The organism is Marcopretia estuarina LEGE 06307, from assembly GCF_056633115.1.
Genome location: NZ_JBSJOY010000002.1, coordinates 425,424 through 445,208, shown reverse-complemented (window position 1 = coordinate 445,208; position 19,785 = coordinate 425,424). Strand labels below are relative to the sequence as shown.

Below are 19,785 nucleotides of genomic sequence, written 5' to 3'. Positions count from 1 at the left end.
TCGACAGGCTGCTCAGGGAGTAACGCGATAGAATAACAGCTCAAAGGATATAGAGAACAACCAGCCTTGATGGTCTGCTGCAATTATCAAGGAGCAAGCCTCATCAAGAATGGATGGCCTCGCGCCATTGCCTTCTTCGTCTATGTTTCGAAGCTGACTCCCATTGCATTCTTAATTCTAGCGTTGGCGCGTTCCCTTGCGCCATCCACGTCAACTCCTTGGCGAGCAAGGAAGTCAGCCAATAAAGTGGCGATGCGCTCCTGTAGTTGGCCCGCATCGAAAGTGACTTCGTCGATTCTGTTGCAAAAGGCATGCCGGGTGTCATCATCAACAATCTCCTCATCAATCTCGTCAGTGCACGAATGGATAGCCCATATGCGTTTCTTGTTTAGGTGTCTCACTTGCTCACGGAATTCATCGGTCAGCGGTGAGGAGGGACTAGCCGATAGGTTCTGTATCTCGCCTACTAATTGCCCAAGTGTCTTTCTTCTGAATCCTTGTTGCACGGTGTCTAGTCGTAATCCTCTAGGCGTGTGATCCATGCCAGGCTTATCTGTAATCGCAATGACTGCCAGCAGCTGAGTGAGCGCAAGTTCGACAAACTGAAGTCGGACAGCACATCTACCAAGGGAGATGTAAAGCTCAGAATATGCAGCCTCACTTCGACGTTGCAGTTCCTCGTCGGTCACTGATCACCTCAGAATGAATCAGTGAATATTACGACACAGGGCTTGGCGAAGGGCGGCAAACATTTGGCATAAGTTGTGAGCAATAGCCTGCATGCCATTTCAAGCCTCACCTAAGCTGATGCGTTAAACAGATTTGCACACATTGACGTGCTGTCGAACATCGCCATTCACCTAAGCTCCCACCATATGAGGTCTTGTCTAAATTCGGATCCCCTTGCGGCCCGGTGATGGCGAGCGTTCGCCGGACCTCACACGCCACTTGTATTCTGAAAGTATGCAACTCATTTCTCCATGAATCCAGACAGCTACCGACGCGAAGTTCAGCGATATCAGAAGGAGATTGCACAGCTTCAACAGATGAAGGCTCGTGAGGTGGCCAAGGCGGCGTCAGAGACTAAAAAAGCTGGTACAGCGGCAGATGCGGCTCGTAGATCAACAAGCATTTCCACTGTCCAGTCCAAAATCCGCGAGGCGCAAAGATACGAAGCTAACGCCGTTCGATCTCAGCAAAACGTTGCTGATATTGAAAACCGGATTGCCCAGAAGCAGGGGAAACTCAATGATGCTCATCGTCGGCTCAGCGACGCGGAGAGACAGCTCGACAAGCGACGCACAGAGGACCAGCAGCGTGCCGCACGCGAAAATCAGCGAGCATTAACGACGATACGAAGCAAGTTGGATCAACATACACGACTCCACAACATAGCCCTTTCGACGCTTGAGAAGCTGCAGCAACCACCTGAGACTATAACAGTGCTGTTCTTAGCTGCAAATCCACTAGATCAAGCGGAGCTTAGGCTTGATGAAGAAGTTCGATCGATTGGAGAAATGATTAGAAAGGCAGAGCATCGTGACTCTGTGCGGTTGGAGTAGCGTTGGGCTGTACGTCCCTTGGATGTACTTCAAGCAATCAATGAATGCCGCCCTGGCATTGTTCACTTCAGCGGCCATGGCTCAAATCAGGACGAGATCATTTTTCAAGATAATTCTGGGAATTCCAAACCTGTATCCAAGAAGGCGATTGTTCAGACGCTTGCTGCTGCGTCCGACGATATACAGCTTGTCTTCTTCAATGCTTGCTATTCTCGAGGACAGGCTGAAGCGGTCGTTACTCATATCCCTGCTGCAATCGGGATGAATGCAGCGATCGGTGATAATGCAGCACGAGTCTTCGCAGCGCAGTTCTATTCGGCTATCGGGTTCGGGCACTCGATCACACGAGCGTTCCAGCAAGCGCGTGCGGCGATGATGCTGGAGGGAATCCCGGAGGAGAACACACCTGAGTTATTCGTGGCACCAGGGCTTGATGGTGACGGGCTCACTCTGGTAAGCCTTAAGCCATCTTAAAGTTGATCCTGTTCCCCCCTCTGCAGGCTGTTTAGCTGTCGAACAACCAGATGCAGCGGACGGGAACCTTAACTTAATCTGCAAGACCTCGGTAACTGCCCGCCGCTGATCTGGATCATTCAAAGGATCCGTTAGGTCTCAGCCAATCTGGCAGCTCTCAGGGTGTCAATAATGCCGCAGGATACAGACCGCTGACCTGTCGCACAACTTCAGCCAGAGGTTCAGGAAATAACATTCTTTACGGCCTTAATCCAGGCCACAGCTTCACCAAGATCAAGATAGAGACTCGCATATGCCTTTCGCAGTAGCCAGGCAGGAAGAGCCCAATCCCACTTCTCTCGCTGCAAGTTCTTTGCATCAGCCAGAAGAATGTCGAGGTCCGGCACCTGCTCATCCGCTATATCGCGTAGAGCTTGAAAGATTTCTGGAATTGATCGCTGGCCCTTGCGGACTTCAACACCAGGTCCGGCAGCATTCGCAGGAAAGCCATGGCAGCTAAGCAGGCATGCAATAGCCTCATTGGCAGCATCACCGAGCCATGTCAACAGGAGAAGTGTATCCCCTTGGTCCACCATTACTTCATGCGATAGATTCCGCCTCGCATAATTTCTCCGCGCTTCCGCTAGAAACCGCTTGGCGGCATCATCGAGATAAAGCGGGATCTCGGTAGACTCCAGCAGCTGCCGCATGCGAAGCCGTACATTTGTATGGGTTCGACCAAAACCGCCAGAAAACAATGGCGGAGCACCTCCACGAGCAGGCACAACGAAGATAGTATGTTGCTCCTCATCTACCTCTTCAACTATCCAAGTTTTACCCGCGAACAGAATTCTTTGGCCAATGCCTAGAGCCTGGGAAACGGGCAGGGTCCCCAAGGTACGTCCACCACTGACAATTCGAAACTCTTCTTGACTAACAAAGGCCGAATAGAATGTATAGTGGTTAACACGCTTTTCACCTGCGGGGCCATGAAGCAGTGTCCCAGCGGAATCTTGGATCAAAAGCCCCTTATCACCTAAGTTACGAATTAGCCCAATAAAGTCGTCCTTGGACAAACCCGTGAATGGGGCAGAAGGAGCACAGTACAAAGCGTAGAGCCCTTGAATCGTCGAACCACCATTTTGAGCGATAAACGACAATATCTGCTGGATCAGTGTAGAGAGGTGAGCTCCATGAGAAATTGGAGGTTCAAACCAACCTTCCAACAGCAAAGAGATCATTGCGGTCATTTGGAGGAACTGAAGCCTCAATTCAGTACAAATCGACGATCCCCCCCCAATAGCCTCTTCAATGCAATAGCCACGCAGGATGGCCGGCTCACCCTTTCTGCGCCCTGATCGTCCAAGCCTCTGACGAAGACTTGCCACCGACGGTGGAGGACCAATCTGAGCCACACTCTTTACAGCACCAATATCAATACCAAGTTCAAGGGTATTTGTACAAATGCCAGTGGCTGGCATTTCCTTCTGCTTAAGTGCAGTCTCTGCCTCTAAACGAATTTCCTTTGCTAGGTTGCCGTGATGAGGCCAGAACTCCATCGGCACCAAGTTTTCGTCACACATCTCATTCAGCAGGTGAGTATATTCTTCAACCCCGGATCGTGAATTGGGAAACACGAGATTGTTAGAGCCTCGGAGCGCCCTAAACAAGTGGGCTGCAACTTGGCCGGGTGTAATTGGCTCTGGCTGTTCATCGCCATCTTCTTGCTCAACAACCAGGGGTTCTTCAAAGCCCTTCACTAGGATTTTGATCTCTCCAGTTGCGGTCTTCGACTGCACTAAGACCACGTCATCACCTTTGCATGGCCGCAAGAAGTCAGAGGCCAACCGCATGTCCCCCAGCGTCGCGGACAGGCCGATCCGGGGAACTGATCTGTGAATGACGCTCTCTACTCGATGCATGAGCGACTGAAGCTGCTTGCCTCGCTCGGAACCGATGAAGGCATGGAGCTCATCAATGACAAGGAAACGCAAGTGCTCAAATATTGCCGAGACTGAGGTTCCTCTATTGCACAGCAGCGCTTCCAGGGACTCTGGAGTGATTAGGAGGACGCCTTCTCGCTTATCCAGAAAGCGCATTTTGGTAGATGAGGAGATGTCGCCATGCCATGGCCACACAGGAATCTCTAGCTGCTCACACAGTCGATCAAGCCGCGCAAACTGATCATTGATCAGGGCCTTAAGCGGACTGATATAAACAACTAAACCAGGTTTGCTACTCTTTAGCAAAACAGACAGCGCTGGCAAAAAGGCTGCTTCTGTCTTGCCAGCTGCAGTAGCTGCCGCCACAATTACATCGCGATCACAGTTGATGATGGGTGGAATAGCCAGTTCCTGGGCATCGCGAAGCTCCTCCCACCCTTCAGCCCAGATGAACTGTTGGATGCGTTCATCAAGCTTCAGAAAGGAACTGGACTCAGACACTTAAATCAGCGCTTGGTGTAGCAGGCGAGAGCTTAAATGAGGCAAACTCATCGCCAGCATCAGGAATCACCTCATGATCGGCCGCTCCACCTGGGTCAGAAAGAACTTCAACTGAACCGACCAGTTGCTCCCAGGAAGCTTCAGGATTCTGTTCCAAGACTGCAAGGAGACTGAGAAATGCCGTTATTGTTGTTCTTGGTGTTCGGAAATAAGCTTCACCTATACGCTTGTGGCAATGCTCCATAAAGCGCTCCACTCCTTGCTCGGGAAGCAAGTATTTCTCCTTGTCGCCAGAAGCATAGAGGTCAAGAATCTTCTGAAGCAGGATAAAGAAGTCTTCTTGGGTAAGGCTGGAGAGCCGAAGAACTGGGCCACTGAAATCAACCAAGCCATTGGTCGCGAATGTATTCTGCGCCAGTCGGCTCTGAAGCGCCGGGTAGCTATAAAGCCCCCGTCGCGGATCCAATAGGAACTCAGGTGTGCCACTCAAGATGAAACCCAGTCCAACCGAGTCGCCTTGGAGGGAGTCGTTAAGGATGCGCAGTATCTGCTCGTAATTTGAGTTACGAGCCTGTGTATTCGCGAGCTTGTACAGATTGACCATTTCATCTAAGCCAACCAACAAGCCAGAAAAGCCTGCAAGGCGAATGAAACGGGCCATCAACTTTAGCTGATCATAAATCGTAGCGTCATCAACAATTGCTCGAACACCGAGCGCCTTCTTCGCGTCGGTCTTGGTAGAGAACTCCCCTCGAAGCCACCTAATCGCGTCAGACTTGAGTTGCTCGTCACCTTCTTCAAATCCACGACAGTAGGCAGCAATCACACTGGCAAAGTCATACCCGTTGACCAGTTCAATTAACTGATCGAGCTTCTGGCTCAAGATAGCTTCAGTGCTCTGTCCACTGGCCTTGGCCTCCAGCCTCGCTGTTGAAATGAACTTCTCCACGATCCCGCCAAGTGCTCCACCATCTGGCTTTGTGCGTGTGGAGAGGCTCCGCATGAGCTCGGCATACAACGATCGGGCTTGGCCCCCGCTTGCTTGGAGACGCCGATCAGGATTAAGGTCGGCGCTCGCAACAACCAGCTTCTTCTCCATTGCCACGGAACGCACGAGGTTCAGGAAGAAAGTCTTTCCTGAGCCGTACTCGCCGATAACTAGGCGAAATGTTGATCCACCATCAGCAGTGCGGTCGATATCGGCGACGAGCGACTGTATCTCGCTGTTGCGCCCGACCTGTATGAGGTGTTGGCCAGTTCTAGGGACAACGCCTGCGCGCAATGCTTGAAGAACCGTGCCACGGTCCTTGGGCCTAATGACTGGATTCATTTGATGAGTATACCCAGAAGCTCAGCATTGAGCACTATGGGATCATCGCTTTCGATAAGCGGCATGTCAAAGGTTTCAAATGCTGCATCATTGATATGCTCCAACGCGCCGTCAAGCATTAGGTCAAGCTCTGCAGCCACCTGGAGCAGTTCTTCGCGGCTCCACTCTTGCCTTGTCACCATCCTCAGAGCCAGTGAGGAATGAGCTTGGTCAAGGCCCAGCAGCGTCCCAGCAGATGCTGCATCGGTTGGAAGATCAGGCGGCTTGGGGGCTTCAACAGTCTCCGCTTCGGGCTCGTCAGAATCGTTAAAGATAGTAGCGAGCAATACTTGAACCTTTTCCGTATCCGCTTGCCGAGCAGCAATCCGCTCGCGATTAAGGGTAAAGCGACCGTCTTGCTCTACTGCTTTGGTAGCTTGTGGCTTGGACTCTTCTGACTCAGAAGCAGCAACGTGTAAGTCAGAAAACACCTTCGATGCGCTTACGCCTAGGACCTTGTAGATCTTTTCAAGAATCCGAATGGTATCTGGGGAAACCTCTCCGTCCACATGTGCAACTGTTACCATTGACTCGGCGATCATCTCTCTGTCACTGATAGCAAATCTTTCAATTTTCTTCTTGAGTGGAGCCAGTGGCATCGGCGCCCCTGAGAGCAACTCGATGTGGGCCAAGAGCCTACACTTCTGCCCTTGGGTAAGATGACCCCAAGAGTTTACTTGCTCGCGCAGATGCTCTGCCTCTCCCACGCTGAAGTCGCCATCGGCTGCAGCCACGGCAGATGCGAGTTGGAGAGTGAGCTCAGCAAGCAAGAATGGTCCGTCTAAACGCGTAGGTACTTCAGAGGAAGGCATTGCAAAGAGAACGATTTGTTCGTCTGGCTTAGGGGGCTTTGCACCGGTAAGCACATTGGGCTCAACTCCTACGCAGGCAGACTCAAGGATCCGTGCCAGAGGCACTATGGAGTCTTTACTTGCTGATGCCTCTTCAAACAGTGAGCAGAGAGCTTCCTGGTACGTGATCGATAGCAATCCTGCTCCAACTCTATTCTTAAGCTGCAGAAGCCTTTTCTTCGAACTCTCAGGCCAAAGAGATGATGGAAGCCGAAGCAGCCCTTCAAACGTATTCTTTACCGATGGGTTTCTCGCTATCAGCCTGCTGAATGGCTCAAGATCCTTGGTAGATGCTTCCACAACTTCTTGAATCTTCTTGAGTGGCGCGGCAAGCATCGTGACATCAGGAATATCATCGAAGACCTTGATGAGTGAACTTCCTGAACGGAACCCCGCAGAAGCAGGACGATATACAGCCTTCAGTCTTGTCTTGTTGCGAGGAAGAACAAGGCCTTGATCAAACAATTCAGCATACTTCACTTGGAAAAGCTGATCAAACTCTTCTGGGCAGCGAATCGCTGGCGTTCGCAAAGTAACATTCCGCTCTAATTTCGCCCAACCCAGAGCCAGGGTAGATGGTACTGGTTTACCGTCCTTCGCTGCTTGTCCAAGTGCGAGGCGAATGTGAAGAGGCAGATGAAATGATTTCCTTAGTTGTGGCAGGGGCTGCTCATAGAGACGTGAGGTGCATGAGGACAGTGTTATCCAATCTAGGAACTCGCTGGCATATCCATAAAATGAATTTGACTTGCCGCCGTAGATAGCAAGAAGACGCCTCAGTTCAGCAGCAATGATAGGCAAGTCTTCTTTTGCAGACTCATCGCATAAAGCGTCGACGATTGCTCGACGCTCAAGCCCATAAAAGAACAGGAAGACAAATCCAATGTCCGCAGCTGGATCACTGCGGCCACCCGATAGCCAGTCAAGGTAAGCGCGACGAGCACTAGAAGAGATATCCGAGTAACTGGGCCAATAGCCCATTTGCCTTTCGGTGTAGTCGCCCTCCTGCGCAATAGGCTTCGTCGGATCAATAAGACAGGGGTCGATTAGACCGTTATCATTCCTCAAGCTGCTGCCAACATAGATCATGCCACCTGGGATGGCTATGCTCTTGATGGTCACTGACTCTCCAAAAGGGACCCATCGGCCTTTCCTGTGGCTTTCAGGCGCTCTAGGAACCTTGAAGGTGACCCGAGTAGATGGCTGGGCATATCCAACACTTACGGGATCATCACGGTCATCCTGCTTGAGGGGCAAAGGAGTGGGTGTGCCTGTTATCTGAACAGCCAGCGGCCCAGTTCCTTTTACGCCAAGTGGTTCTACTAGAGCCGGCTCCTCAAGCAGCAAAGCCTCTGCCGGCAATGGATTATCTCCATTCAGCAAGTTCTCTCGGGAAGGCTCTACTTGTGTTCGCTCGGCAACATCATTAATTCGTGACTCCTGCTGAAGTGTTTTGCTTATAGCCTCCTGAACAGGTGGCGGTGGTGGGGGCGGTGGAGGTAGGGGCGTCGCTGCTCGTTCGGGCGAGGGAAGTGGTTTTTGCTCGGCTTGTGGCTTGCTGCCGCTTGAATCTTTACTCTTGGGCTTGGAAGATAAATAGACGAGGAAGCCGACCAGCGCTAACAAGCCAATGAAGATCAGCACTACTTGCGGGATAGACAGCAGTAGAAGACCCACACCGAGGGATGCAGCGATTACTGCCACTCCATTTCCCGTGTTGTTGCCTTTGTTCAATGCCTTAGCCTCCTGCGGCTGGTCCCGATCTGTTTGTCAAGATCGCAATTCTAGTGTCTATGTGGCTCTGGATCGCCCTGGTGTTTGGAGACACCGAGCCATGAGGCCTATATCGCTTTCTTGCGGCTATTCTCTCGCTGACAAGCTCTCCAGGCTCACCCTTCTCTCAAATCATAAGAAGACCTAATCCTTTCAGACACCCCAGAACCTCTCCGACAAGGGCAGGGTATCAAAGCAAGATCTTCCATTATCCGTAGGCCGCTTGAATCAAGCTCCGCTCATTGACGATCGATTAAGCAGGCGCCACTACACAGCCGGGAGACTCCTGAAAAACGTTTCGGGCCTCCATGCTGCCCATGTGCATGGAATACAGCCTCGCCCCGAATTCACCTCCACCCATCAACCTGATGGTCACGGGACACCCACTCAGTCCATGACCCCCAGCAACTCCCCGCCTATGGGTCATCAACTGCAGCCCACCTCAAACCCACTCACCCAACCGCGAGCCACAACCATCGGCAGCAACACAGCGGCATCCACTCGCACTTGCCCATCCGCCTCCAGCGAGTTGCTGCCTGAATCCAGCCCGCTGCAGAGTTTTCCAAAGCAGGTTCGGGCAGCAAAACCCTGCGACTGCTGCCACGCTCCAGCGTCAAGCCGCTCCATCCGCGTGTTCACGCCATCTCTCCAGATGAGGAGCGTCGCGCCGCCCTGATCCAGATCAATTGGTTTGGAATCCGTGGCGTCTGGCTGGTTAGCGGCCCAGATCAGGTCCACCGGATAGGCCGAGGCCAGCAGCGCACTGGCTTGAGACAGCTGGAACACCAGGTGCTCCCACTGCTCTGGAGCCACGCGGGAGAGGGCCGTCAGGTCGAGGCCGTTCTCATCGGGGGCATTGAACACCCGGTGCCATTGGGGTGAAGGTGAGGTGGAAGCGTGCGCGCTCGCGTAGCGGCCGGCCATGGCAGCAAAGAAGGGCTCCCCCACCAGGCGCTCACAGATGGGATAGATCTCCAAAGGAGCCCTTGGATGCCCCAAGGCCTCTTCCGGCCAGGTGATGGCGAGCGATCGGCTGACGCGTCAAGCTGCAGAGCCTGACCTGTACTCCGCATGCGCAGAGAACGCGCTGCCGGTGAGTTCGATATCGCTACGCGCGATGCCGGCCTTCTTTGCCGCGAGCTTCCATCCATCGATGGCACTCACAACATCCTCAACAATCTGCCCTCCGCGTTCTTCATCCAGCCCATAGAACAGCGCGGTGGATAGCACCGTTGTGAGACTCGGCCGGTTGTCCGAGTCGTCGATGTTGAGGACGTGTTCGGCCTTATCGACGTTGGGGTTCACGTCGAATGCAGGTGCGAGACGCCAGCCGTTATCGGCCAGCACAAATCCGTGGTTGCGTAGATGGTCGTCGCGATTGCCGATCGCCACATTGAATGCGACGCGGCGGAACAACTGCTCCAGGTCAGCACTCGTATGCGCACCATCGCCTCGCGTCCGAAGGAGCTGGGCCAGTTCCAGATAGCTTGCGCCCTCGCTCTGCTCCTTGCGAAGCAAGGTCATCGCGGAGGCATAGAAGCGCCGCATGCCCTTGGCGCGGTCGAAGCGCTGCACGCAGAACGTATGGAACGCGTTGCTCAACCGCACGACCTTGGCTTGTGGCACGTCCACGCCGGCTTTCTGCGCCAAGTCGTGCACGACGTGTTCCCAGGCGCCGACGTCCCGGTCGTCGTTTCGCGCCGGGAACTTGCCGATCCAAAGCGAACCGTCTGCGTCCTTAAAGTTGGCTTTCGGGCGTGCACCACCCAAGGACGCACCCGGTGCAACCAGCACGGCCAACCACTTTCGCAGCGCGTCCAGGTCGTCGATGCGCCGGTCGCTGAGCTGATACGCGACCGCCTCCAGATCCCGCAGCGTGGTGACGGGCGGTGCGGCCATCGTCTCGTTGCCCAGGAACTCCTGCGTTCCGACCCCCCGAAAGCGCAGGCCGCCTTGCCGGGTGAAGTCCTGGACTCCGAGCAGGAAGTCCCACGAGTACAGCGTCCGCGGAGGACGTTTCTCGTCCTTCGCTTGCAGGGCCTCGCGACGCTTCATCAATGTCTGGCCCCAACGGTCCGGCGATGAGTCCAGAAAGATGCCGAAGTTACCCAACTCGGGATTGGGAAAGAACGGTGCTTTGTCCAGCGTCAGGTCCGGGTCGATCGAGAACGCGCGGGCGTCGTTTAGCCACGCTTGTTCGTATTGGAAGCGGATCTGCCCACGGTCATGCGCCAGGGTCCCGACCCGGCATGGCGGCCCCAGGTCACAGTCGAGCCAGACCTCTACGGCGTTGTCCTGGCCGCTCATGATGAGTTCCCCGTGCCGTTCGCGCGGCCGCCAGGAGCCTTGGGTGCATCGGCGGAGGCTTGTCTGCGCCGCGCCAGTGATGCGGGCGGTTTGAAGACCAGGTCTTGCAACCTGCGGCCTACCTTGTCGTCTGCCGCCAAAGCATTGAAGTCGGCTTCAAGGCCGAGGACCGCCATCACGCGCAGGTAAGTGCCCAAGGTGGCTCCCGGGTCGCCCGCCTCCACTTTGTAGAGCGACGTTCTGGAGATGCCGGCCCTCTGCGCCACGACGGCGTTGCTCAGCTTGCGCCGCAGGCGTGCGAGCCTCAGCCGCTCGCCCAACTGGGAAAGCAGCCTTTGCTCCTGCGGGAAGACGACCGGGGACTTGCTTGGCATTTAGCCATTATGGACATTCTCCAGAGCAAATGTCCATAATGGCGGACTTCTTGCATTGAATCGGATGCGTGCAGGCAACTTTCTCGCAGTTCCGGCGCCGTCACCCCCCAGATCCGGTGAGGTGGAAGCGTGCTCGCTTACATAGCGGGCGCCCCCCCCAGAGGGACACCCGTTCAGACCATGAACTCCGGCGACTCCCCACCGACGGGTCATCAGCCGCAGCCCACCTCAAACCCATTCACCCAACCGCGCGCCACCACCATCGGCAGCAACACAGCGGCATCCACGCGCCCCTGCCCATCCGCCTCCACTGGGTTCCTGCCTGAATCCAGCTCACTGCAGAGCTTGCCAAAGGTCGTTCTGGCGGCAAAACCCTGCAACAGCTGCCACGCTCCAGCATCAAGCCGCTCCATGCGCGTGTCCACGCCATCCCTCCAGATGAGGAGCGTCGCGCCACCCAGATCCAGATCAATCGGTTCGGAATTCGTGGCGTCTGGCTGGTTGGCGGCCCAGATCCGGTCCACCGGATAGGCCGAGGCCAGCAGCGCACTGGCTTGAGGCAGCTGGAACACCAGGTGCTCCCACTGCTCTGGAGCCACGCCGGAGAGGGCTGTGAGGTCGAGTCCGTGCTCATCGGGGGCGTTGAACACCCGGTGCCAGTGCCATTCCAGCTGGGCCACATCGGCCAGGTAGGGCAACCCATCGGCAGGTGTGAAGGCACGCAGAAAGGCCGGCAGCTCGCCGCCGTAATCCCCCAGATCCGGTGAGGTGGAAGCGTGCGCGCTCGCGTAGCGGCTGGCCATGGCCGCAAAGAAGGGCTCACCCACCAGGCGCTCACTGACGGGATAGATCTCCTGCAGGCAACGGAGCAACTTGCCCTTCACGCTACCTTGATAGGCGGCGATTCCCTCCTGCACACTGAGGCTGCCGGTGCAGAGCAGCCGCGGCGCCAGCGCCTTCAGGCTGGCCGGATCCCCCCCGCCGCTGATCGCTGCGTGGAACAACAGCTGCAGCTGGATCAGATCGCCTGGAGCTGGCGTTGGCATAAGCACTGCTCAGCTTTATGGGCTTCGTCGAGGAGTTGATCGAAGCTGGGGATGTCGGTGTCCCATTCGATCAAGGTGGGCACCGGGCCAAAGCGTTCAAGGACCTGGCGATACAGCGCCCACACGCCGGGTTGCACCGGCCGGCCGTGCGTGTCAAACAGAAAGGAACCCTGCTGCTCATAACCCGCCAGGTGAATCTCCTTCACCCGCTCCACTGGCAGGGCTGCCAGATAGTCCAGCGGGTCAAAGCCGTGATTGGCCGCATTCACATACACATTATTCACATCCAGCAGCAGGTCGCAGTCGGCCCGCCTGGCCAGCTCGGCAAGGAACTGCCATTCGCTGAAGTCGTTGCCGGCAAACTGCAGGTAGGGCGAAAGGTTCTCGATCAGGAGTCGCCGTCCGAGAAACTCCTGCACCTGCTGGATGCGATCAGCCACGTAGATCAGCACCGGCTCGGTGTAGGGCAAGGGGGCCAGATCGTTGAAGTAGTGCCCGTCGCACGACACCCAGGCCAGATGATCGGAGACGTGCACAGGCTCGACCCGTTCGGCCAGGGCTTTCAACCGCTGCAGATAGTCCCAATTCAGCCCATCGGCGGAGCCGATCGACAGGCCCACGCCATGCAGCGTGAGCGGATAGCGCTCCCGGATCAGGCAGAGATGGTGCAGCGGCAGCCCCCCGCCGAGGTAGTTGTCGGAAAGCGCCTCGAACCAGCCGATCGGCGGCGTTGTGCTCAAGATCGTGGCGTAGTGCTGGGAACGCAGGCCCAGGCCCACCCCTTGAAGCGTCGTCACGGCTGGCTCCGGCGCTCGGGTTCAGCTGGCGGTCTTGAGCTTGCCACCAACGATCTTGTTGCAGGTGCCGGTGGGCACGAACACCCACTCCTCGGGATCTCCCGACACGCTCGCTTTGCCGGCACAGCTGTGCTTGCTGGTGCCGCAGTCATTCATGCCCGCCTTGGCGATGCCGGCGCACTTTTCCATGCCGGCTTTGCCCGCCTGGGCTTCACCGCCGGTGGCACCCACCAGGCCGAGGGCCAGCACGCCCGCGAGGGCTGTGTTCATGGCGGTTTTCGCAGCTGAAGAGGTCATGGTCGAAAGGCTCCGTCAGGAGGCTGGGAAGGGGCGGTCGTGGGCAGCGCGCGCCTTGCCCGGCTGCGCTCCCGAGCTACTTACCGCTGGCAGCCAACACCGGATTGGCGCGGCTTCACCGGGCGCCCCCACAGGCCACCGCCGCCGGTGGGCTCGCCATCCTTTGAGAGCATGGACGGATCTCCCTGACCCCAGCTGTGACCGAGGCCTCCGCCGCACCCAGCCCTGATGGCGCCGCTGCCGCCGAGGCCCTGCCCAAGACCTACGACCCGAGTGGCACGGAAACCCGCTGGCAGGCGGCCTGGGAGGCGGCGGGCGCCTTTCACCCCGACCCCAACGCCCCCGGCGAGCCGTTTTCTGTGGTGATCCCGCCGCCGAACGTGACCGGCAGCCTGCACATGGGTCACGGCTTCGAGACGGCCCTGATCGACACGATCGTGCGCTTCCAGCGGCTGCGCGGTCGCAACGTGCTGTGCCTGCCCGGCACCGACCACGCCTCGATCGCGGTGCAGTCGATCCTGGAGAAGCAGATCAAGGCGGAAGGCGGCAGCAAGGACGACCTGGGCCGCGACGCCTTCCTTGAGCGCGCCTGGGCCTGGAAGGCCGAGAGCGGCGGCACGATCGTGGGCCAGCTGCGCCGGCTCGGCTATTCGGTGGATTGGCGCCGCGAGCGCTTCACGCTCGATCCCGGCCTCAACAAAGCAGTGGTGGAAGCCTTCGTGCGCCTGCACGAGCAGGGGCTGATCTACCGGGGCGAATACCTGGTGAACTGGTGCCCGGCCTCGGGATCGGCGGTGAGCGATCTGGAGGTGGAGATGAAGGAGCTCGACGGGCACCTCTGGCACTTCCGCTACCCGCTCACCGATGGTGCGGCGGGTGACGCGGCCGGTGACGCCGCCGGCCTGGATCACCTGGTGGTGGCCACCACCCGCCCCGAAACCCTGCTGGGCGACACCGGTGTGGCCGTTCACCCGGACGACCCCCGTTACGCCGCCCTGGTGGGCCGCACGATCACCCTGCCGCTGGTGGGCCGTCAGATCCCGATCGTGGCCGATGCGCACGTGGATCCGGCCTTCGGCACCGGTTGCGTCAAGGTGACGCCCGCCCACGACCCCAACGACTTCGCGATCGGCGCCCGCCACGGTCTGCCGCTGATCACGGTGATGGCCAAGGACGGCTCGATGAACGCCGCCGCCGGCCGCTTCGCCGGGCTGGATCGCTTCGAGGCGCGCGCGGCGGTGGTGGCGGCGATGGAGGCGGAAGGGTTCCTGGTGAAGGTGGAGCCGCACCGCCACAGCGTGCCCTTCTCCGACCGGGGCAAGGTGCCGGTGGAGCCGCTGCTCTCCACGCAGTGGTTCGCGCGGGCCGAGCCGCTGGCCGCCCGCTGCCGCGCAGCGCTCGATCAGGGCGAACCCCGCTTCGTGCCGCAGCGCTGGGAGAAGGTCTACCGCGACTGGCTCACTGACATCCGCGACTGGTGCATCAGCCGCCAGCTCTGGTGGGGCCACCGCATTCCCGCCTGGTTCGTGGTGAGTGAAACCGGTGGTGTGATCAGTGACGCCACTCCTTACGTTGTGGCCCGCGATGCCGAGGAGGCCCAGGCCAAGGCCGAGGCGCAGTTCGGCGCCGCCAGCCGCGCGGCAGGGCGGCAGCTGCAGCTGGAGCAGGATCCCGACGTGCTCGACACCTGGTTCTCCAGCGGCCTCTGGCCCTTCTCCACCCTGGGCTGGCCCGATGCGAACGCCGCCGATCTGGCCACCTGGTATCCCACCAGCGTGCTGGTCACCGGCTTCGACATCATCTTTTTCTGGGTGGCGCGCATGACGATGCTGGCCGGCGCCTTCCTGCAGGAAGACGGCGTGCCGGTGGGCGGCCGCGACACCTGGATCCCCTTCGCCGACGTGATGATCCACGGCCTGGTGCGGGATGAGAACAACCGCAAGATGAGCAAGAGCGCCGGCAACGGCATCGATCCGCTGCCGTTGATCGAGCGCTACGGCGCCGATGCCCTGCGCTTCGCCCTGGTGCGCGAAGTGGCCGGCGCCGGCCAGGACATCCGCCTCGACTACGACCGCGCCAGCGGCAATTCGGCCACGGTGGAAGGGGCGCGCAACTTCGCCAACAAGCTCTGGAACGCCACCCGCTTCGCCCTGATCAACCTGGGCGGCGAAACGCCCGCCAGCCTGGGGGAACCGGATCCGGCCGCGTTGACCCTGGCCGACCGCTGGATCCTGTCGCGACTGGCGCGGGTGAACGGCGAAACGGCGGAGCGCTACGGCAGCTACGCCCTGGGCGAGGCCGCCAAGGGCCTCTACGAGTTCGCCTGGAACGAGGTGTGCGACTGGACGATCGAGCTGCTCAAGCGGCGCCTCAACCCCCGCCCCGCCGTGGAGGGCGAGCCGCTCAGCGCTGAGGTGCTGGCGGATCAGCGCGTCGCCCGCCAGGTGCTGGCCAAGGTGCTGAACGAGCTGCTGGTGCTGCTGCATCCGCTCATGCCGCACCTGAGCGAGGAGCTCTGGCACGGGCTCACCGGCGCCCCTGAGGGCACCTTCCTGGCGCTGCAGGCCTGGCCGGCGCTGGACGCCGCCGCCCTCGACGCCCCCCTGGAAGCCCAGTTCGCCGAGCTGATCGAAGCGATCCGGGTGGTGCGCAACCTGCGCGCCGTGGCCGGGCTCAAGCCCTCCCAGGCCGCGCCGGTGGTGTTCGTGACCGGCCGGCCGGAGCTGGCCAGCGTGCTGCGCGCCGGCAGCGGCGACATTACCGCCCTCACCCGGGCGGCGTCGGTGGAGGTGCGCGAAACCAGCGGTGGTGCCAGCGCCCGCTGCCTGGCGGCGGTGAGCGGCGAGCTGCAGGTGCTGCTGCCGATCGAAGGCCTGGTGGATCTCGACGCCCTGCGCGGCCGGCTGGAGAAAGACATCGCCAAGGCCGAGAAGGAGATCAAGGGCCTGGCCGGCCGCCTGGCCAACCCCAACTTCGCCGGCAAGGCGCCGCCCGAGGTGGTGGCCGAGTGCCAGGCCAACCTGGCCGAAGCCGAAGCCCAGGCCGCCCTGGCCCGGCAGCGGCTGGCGGATCTTGGAGCCTGATGCACGTGCTAATGCCCTCATAAGCCGTCGTTAACGAGCTGGGGCCGTGGCTGGCTGAGGGTTCTAGGGATCCCCTTGCCGATCACGTTCGTGTCTACCGCCGCGACCCGATCCGAGTTCCCCTTCCTGGAGGATTCCGGCTCCTTCCACCGCTCCTCCAACCCGGAGCTTCCCTCCCTGACGCCATTCCCGACGCAGGAGGAGCCCAAGGTTCCCGCCGAGTCCCCGGCAGGGTTCGCCGCCTCCCGGCAGCCCCGCTTCAACGATGTGCAGGATGACGTCGGCGATGACGATCGCCTCAGCAGCAGCAGTAGCAGCAGTAGCAGCAGCAGCAGTAGTCGTGGCCGTGACGGCGAGCGTGGCGGGCGCGGCAGGCCCCCGGCACCGGCCGACCCCCTTCTGGCCAGCCTCAACCTTTCGCCGACGCCTCCGGCCCCAGGCGCCGCACCAACTGAGCAGTTCCAGACCGAAATCTCCGCCTACGTGAGGCTGGGCGGCAAGCTCTTCCTACTCTCCTCCGGTGGCGGCAGCACCCTGCAGGTCACCGATGCCAGCAACCCCCTGGCACCGGGCTTACTCCAGCGGGTGTCCCTCGGCGCTTACATCAGCCAGTCGGTGGCGACCTACGACGACCTCGTGGCAGTCGCCCTCTCCCCCAACGACTACGGCACCAGTGCCGGCAAGGGGCTGGTGCGCTTCTACCGGATCGACAGATCCGGCACCCTCACCCTGGTGAAGGACGTGGAGGTGGGCTACCTGCCCGATGGCATCGCCTTCAGCAAGGACGGCAAGAAGCTGGTGATCGCCAACGAGGGTGAGCCGATCGCGAACTACGCGATTGACCGCCCCGGCAGCATCGGCATCATCGACATCAAGGGCAGGCCCGGCAAGGAGACCTTCAGCTACACCGACCTGAGCTTCGCCGGGTTGACCCTGCCCAGCGGGATCCGCATCTCCGGGCCAGCCGGCACCACCCAGGCCACCGACATCGAGCCCGAGTACGTCTCGATCCTGGGGAACACCGCCTACGTGACCCTGCAGGAGAACAACGGCGTCGCCAAGATCAACCTCAGGACCAACACGATCGAGGCGATCTTCGCCCTCGGCAGCGTCGACTTCAGCACCCAGCTCGTTGACATCAGCGATCGGGACGGCCCCCCCCCCGCTGGCAGCAGCACCGGAACGCCCCTGATCAACCCCGTTCTCGGCAACAACGTGGTGGGCTTGAGGATGGCGGACGGCATCGCCGCCTTCAGCACCAGGGGCAAGGATTACTTCATCACCGCCAATGAGGGGGATGGCCGTGAGTACGGCACCGCCGGAACCCCGGGCTTCTACCTCGACGAAACCCGGCGCCTGGGTCGACTCAAGACTCTCAGTGAAGACACCACTGCCCCCTTCACCGCCTTCGGCAGCCGCAGCGTCAGCATCTTCGATGCCACCACCGGTGCCCTCGTCTGGGACAGCGGCAACACCCTGCAGACCATCGCCATCGCCGCCGGCGTCTACGACGACACCCGCAGCGACGACAAGGGCGTCGAGCCCGAAGGTGTCGTGGTCACGAAGCTGAACGGCCGCACCTACGCGATCGTCAGTGCCGAACGCGGCACCAGCAGCCTGCTGGCGGTGTTCGACATCACCGACCCAGCCCAGGCCAGCTTCGTCACCAGCACCGTGCTGGCCGGCAGCGTGTCCCCCGAGGGCCTGCTCGTGATCGACGCGAAGGACAGCCCCACCAGGCGGGACCTGCTGGTGGTCTCCAACGAGGTGTCCAACACCTTGAACATCCTCGATCTCGGCGCCCTGATCGCCGCGCCCCCGGTGGCCGGCGGCGGCAGCTTCACCTCCACCATGCTCAAGGACGTGGCCGGTGGGGCGGAGCTGACGATCTCCAGCCTGATCACCAACGGCGAGTTCACCAACGGCACCGCGCCGGGCAGCGGCGTCTATGTGCCGCCGGGCATCTTCGATGGACAGGGCGCCTACAGCAATGGCGATGGCACCTACACCCTGCTCGTCAACAGCGAACTCGGCGCCAGCGCGGGCTACGCCTACACCGCCGAAGGCCTGAACTCCTCCGTCACCGGTGCCCGCATCAGCCGCTTCATCGTTGACATCGATGCCGACGACAACGCAGCCAACGGCTTCCAGTCACGGATCCTCAGCGGCGGCCTCGCCTATGACAGGGTGATCGGCACCGATACCAACGGCTTCGATCGCTTCTGCTCCGCCAACCTGGTGGAGGCCAACAGCTTCGGCGCCGGCCGCGGTTTCGCTGATCGGATCTTCCTCACCGGTGAGGAGGTGTTCGGCGGTGGCGGCGGCGCCTTCTATGCCCTCGATACGGCCAGCAACGACCTCATTCAGGTGAATGCCTTCGGCAAAGGCACCTGGGAATCCGCCACCTTGATCGACACCGGCAACGCCAACACGGTCGCCGTGCTGCTCCTCGATGACGCCAAGGCTCCCCTGCGACTCTGGGTCGGCGAGAAGACGGCCGGTGGCTTCCTGGAGCGCAACGGCCTGGCGGAAGCCAACGGCGCCCTCTACACCTTCGTGCCCACGGGCCTGGCGGAATCCGGTGTCGACGCCACCGCCGGTCCCGATTCGGATGACCTCAAGGCCCTGGCCCTTGGGGCTCCCCTGGCCGGCAGCTGGGTCAAGATCGAGAAGCCGGCGGGTAAGGCCAGCTACGCCGACCTCACCGATGCCGAGATCCGCACCCTGGCCACCGACCTCGGGGCCCTGCAGCTCAGCCGCATCGAGGACGGGGAGGTCAACCCCCTCAACGGACAGCAGGTGGCCTTCGTCTCCACGGGCACGAAGGACTTCAGCAGCGGTGACCTGTACGGCAACGTCTACACCCTGAGCTTCGCCGACGCCTTCACCGCCGATGGCCGCCTGGCCAGCAGCGGTTCCAGCAGCCTGCGGGTGATCTATGACGCCGATCGCCTCGCTGACCCCACCACGGGCCTGCGGAACCCCGACAACCTCACCTGGAGCGCTGATGGTTCCCTCTACCTGCAGGAGGACCGGGCCAACGGCGGTGGACTCGATATCGCCAACGGCAACTTCGGCACCGAGGAGGCCTCGATCTGGAAGCTGAACCCCAGCGGGCCTGTCGATCCGGTCACGGGCGTGCCCTCGGAGCGGTGGGCCCAGATCGACCGCACCGCCGTCCCCACGGCCTACGGCCAGAGCCAACCCGGTGTGGTCACAGACCCCAGCAGCAGCGGTGTCGGCAACTGGGAATCTTCGGGGATCATCGATGTCTCGTCGATCTACGGCGCCGCACCCGGCACTGTCTTCCTGGCCAACGTCCAGGCCCACAGCCTCGGTGGAGGCAACATCAACGGTTCCGGCTACCTGGTGGAAGGGGGCCAGATCGATCTGATCGTCCAGACCGACCCGGTGATCTGATCCCATCGG

At 60.0% G+C, this 19,785-nt stretch carries 14 protein-coding genes; 4 read left to right on the top strand and 10 right to left on the bottom strand.

Annotated features, from left to right (window positions below; genetic code table 11):
* Positions 1–140 precede the first annotated feature (140 nt).
* Complete coding sequence (locus ACWJI3_RS06465; protein ID WP_480203242.1) at positions 141–689, bottom strand: hypothetical protein; 549 nt, start codon at positions 687–689, stop codon at positions 141–143.
* A 291-nt stretch (positions 690–980) separates the two neighbouring features.
* On the opposite strand from ACWJI3_RS06465, the gene ACWJI3_RS06460 reads away from it, so the two are divergent.
* A complete protein-coding gene (locus ACWJI3_RS06460) occupies positions 981–1,562 on the top strand; it encodes a hypothetical protein (RefSeq protein WP_480203241.1) in 582 nt (193 codons plus the stop codon).
* Positions 1,563–1,580: 18 nt separating this feature from the next.
* Complete coding sequence (locus tag ACWJI3_RS06455; protein WP_480203240.1) at positions 1,581–2,036, top strand: CHAT domain-containing protein; 456 nt, start codon at positions 1,581–1,583, stop codon at positions 2,034–2,036.
* A 221-nt stretch (positions 2,037–2,257) separates the two neighbouring features.
* Here the strand turns inward: ACWJI3_RS06455 and ACWJI3_RS06450 are convergent, their stop codons facing one another.
* The 9 genes from ACWJI3_RS06450 to ACWJI3_RS06410 all read right to left on the bottom strand — a co-directional run bounded on the left by ACWJI3_RS06450 (position 2,258) and on the right by ACWJI3_RS06410 (position 13,246).
* The gene (locus tag ACWJI3_RS06450; protein WP_480203239.1) at positions 2,258–4,459 is read right to left on the bottom strand and encodes a DEAD/DEAH box helicase; all 2,202 of its coding nucleotides are present in this window, start codon (positions 4,457–4,459) and stop codon (positions 2,258–2,260) included.
* Positions 4,452–5,789 (bottom strand): ATP-binding protein, encoded by a 1,338-nt coding sequence (locus ACWJI3_RS06445; protein ID WP_480203238.1) that lies wholly within the window; start codon positions 5,787–5,789, stop codon positions 4,452–4,454. Before ACWJI3_RS06445 ends, ACWJI3_RS06450 begins: the two co-directional genes overlap by 8 nt.
* Positions 5,786–8,413 carry a tellurite resistance TerB family protein gene (locus ACWJI3_RS06440; protein WP_480203237.1) on the bottom strand — a complete coding sequence of 876 codons (2,628 nt, stop codon included), beginning with the start codon at positions 8,411–8,413 and terminating at the stop codon, positions 5,786–5,788. Before ACWJI3_RS06440 ends, ACWJI3_RS06445 begins: the two co-directional genes overlap by 4 nt.
* A gap of 465 nt (positions 8,414–8,878) precedes the next feature.
* On the bottom strand, positions 8,879–9,430 hold the full coding sequence (locus ACWJI3_RS06435) for a hypothetical protein (protein WP_480203236.1): 552 nt from the start codon (positions 9,428–9,430) through the stop codon (positions 8,879–8,881).
* A 63-nt stretch (positions 9,431–9,493) separates the two neighbouring features.
* Positions 9,494–10,759, bottom strand: coding sequence for a type II toxin-antitoxin system HipA family toxin (locus ACWJI3_RS06430; protein WP_480203235.1), 1,266 nt, complete (start codon positions 10,757–10,759; stop codon positions 9,494–9,496).
* Entirely contained in the window at positions 10,756–11,133 is a 378-nt protein-coding gene (locus ACWJI3_RS06425; RefSeq protein WP_480203234.1) for a helix-turn-helix domain-containing protein, read from the bottom strand. Before ACWJI3_RS06425 ends, ACWJI3_RS06430 begins: the two co-directional genes overlap by 4 nt.
* 212 nt (positions 11,134–11,345) lie before the next feature.
* Positions 11,346–12,179: an HvfC/BufC N-terminal domain-containing protein gene (locus ACWJI3_RS06420; RefSeq protein WP_480203233.1), complete on the bottom strand. Its 834-nt coding sequence runs from the start codon at positions 12,177–12,179 to the stop codon at positions 11,346–11,348.
* Entirely contained in the window at positions 12,152–12,976 is an 825-nt protein-coding gene (bufB, locus tag ACWJI3_RS06415) for an MNIO family bufferin maturase (RefSeq protein WP_480203232.1), read from the bottom strand. The genes ACWJI3_RS06420 and bufB overlap by 28 nt, the downstream gene beginning before the upstream one ends.
* A gap of 21 nt (positions 12,977–12,997) precedes the next feature.
* Positions 12,998–13,246: a BufA1 family periplasmic bufferin-type metallophore gene (locus ACWJI3_RS06410; protein ID WP_255141241.1), complete on the bottom strand. Its 249-nt coding sequence runs from the start codon at positions 13,244–13,246 to the stop codon at positions 12,998–13,000.
* Positions 13,247–13,470: 224 nt separating this feature from the next.
* Between ACWJI3_RS06410 and ACWJI3_RS06405 the strand changes: the two genes are divergently transcribed.
* Both ACWJI3_RS06405 and ACWJI3_RS06400 read left to right on the top strand, forming a co-directional pair.
* Complete coding sequence (locus ACWJI3_RS06405; protein WP_480203231.1) at positions 13,471–16,356, top strand: valine--tRNA ligase; 2,886 nt, start codon at positions 13,471–13,473, stop codon at positions 16,354–16,356.
* Between the two features lie 75 nt (positions 16,357–16,431).
* Complete coding sequence (locus tag ACWJI3_RS06400; protein WP_480203230.1) at positions 16,432–19,776, top strand: choice-of-anchor I family protein; 3,345 nt, start codon at positions 16,432–16,434, stop codon at positions 19,774–19,776.
* Positions 19,777–19,785 lie beyond the last annotated feature (9 nt).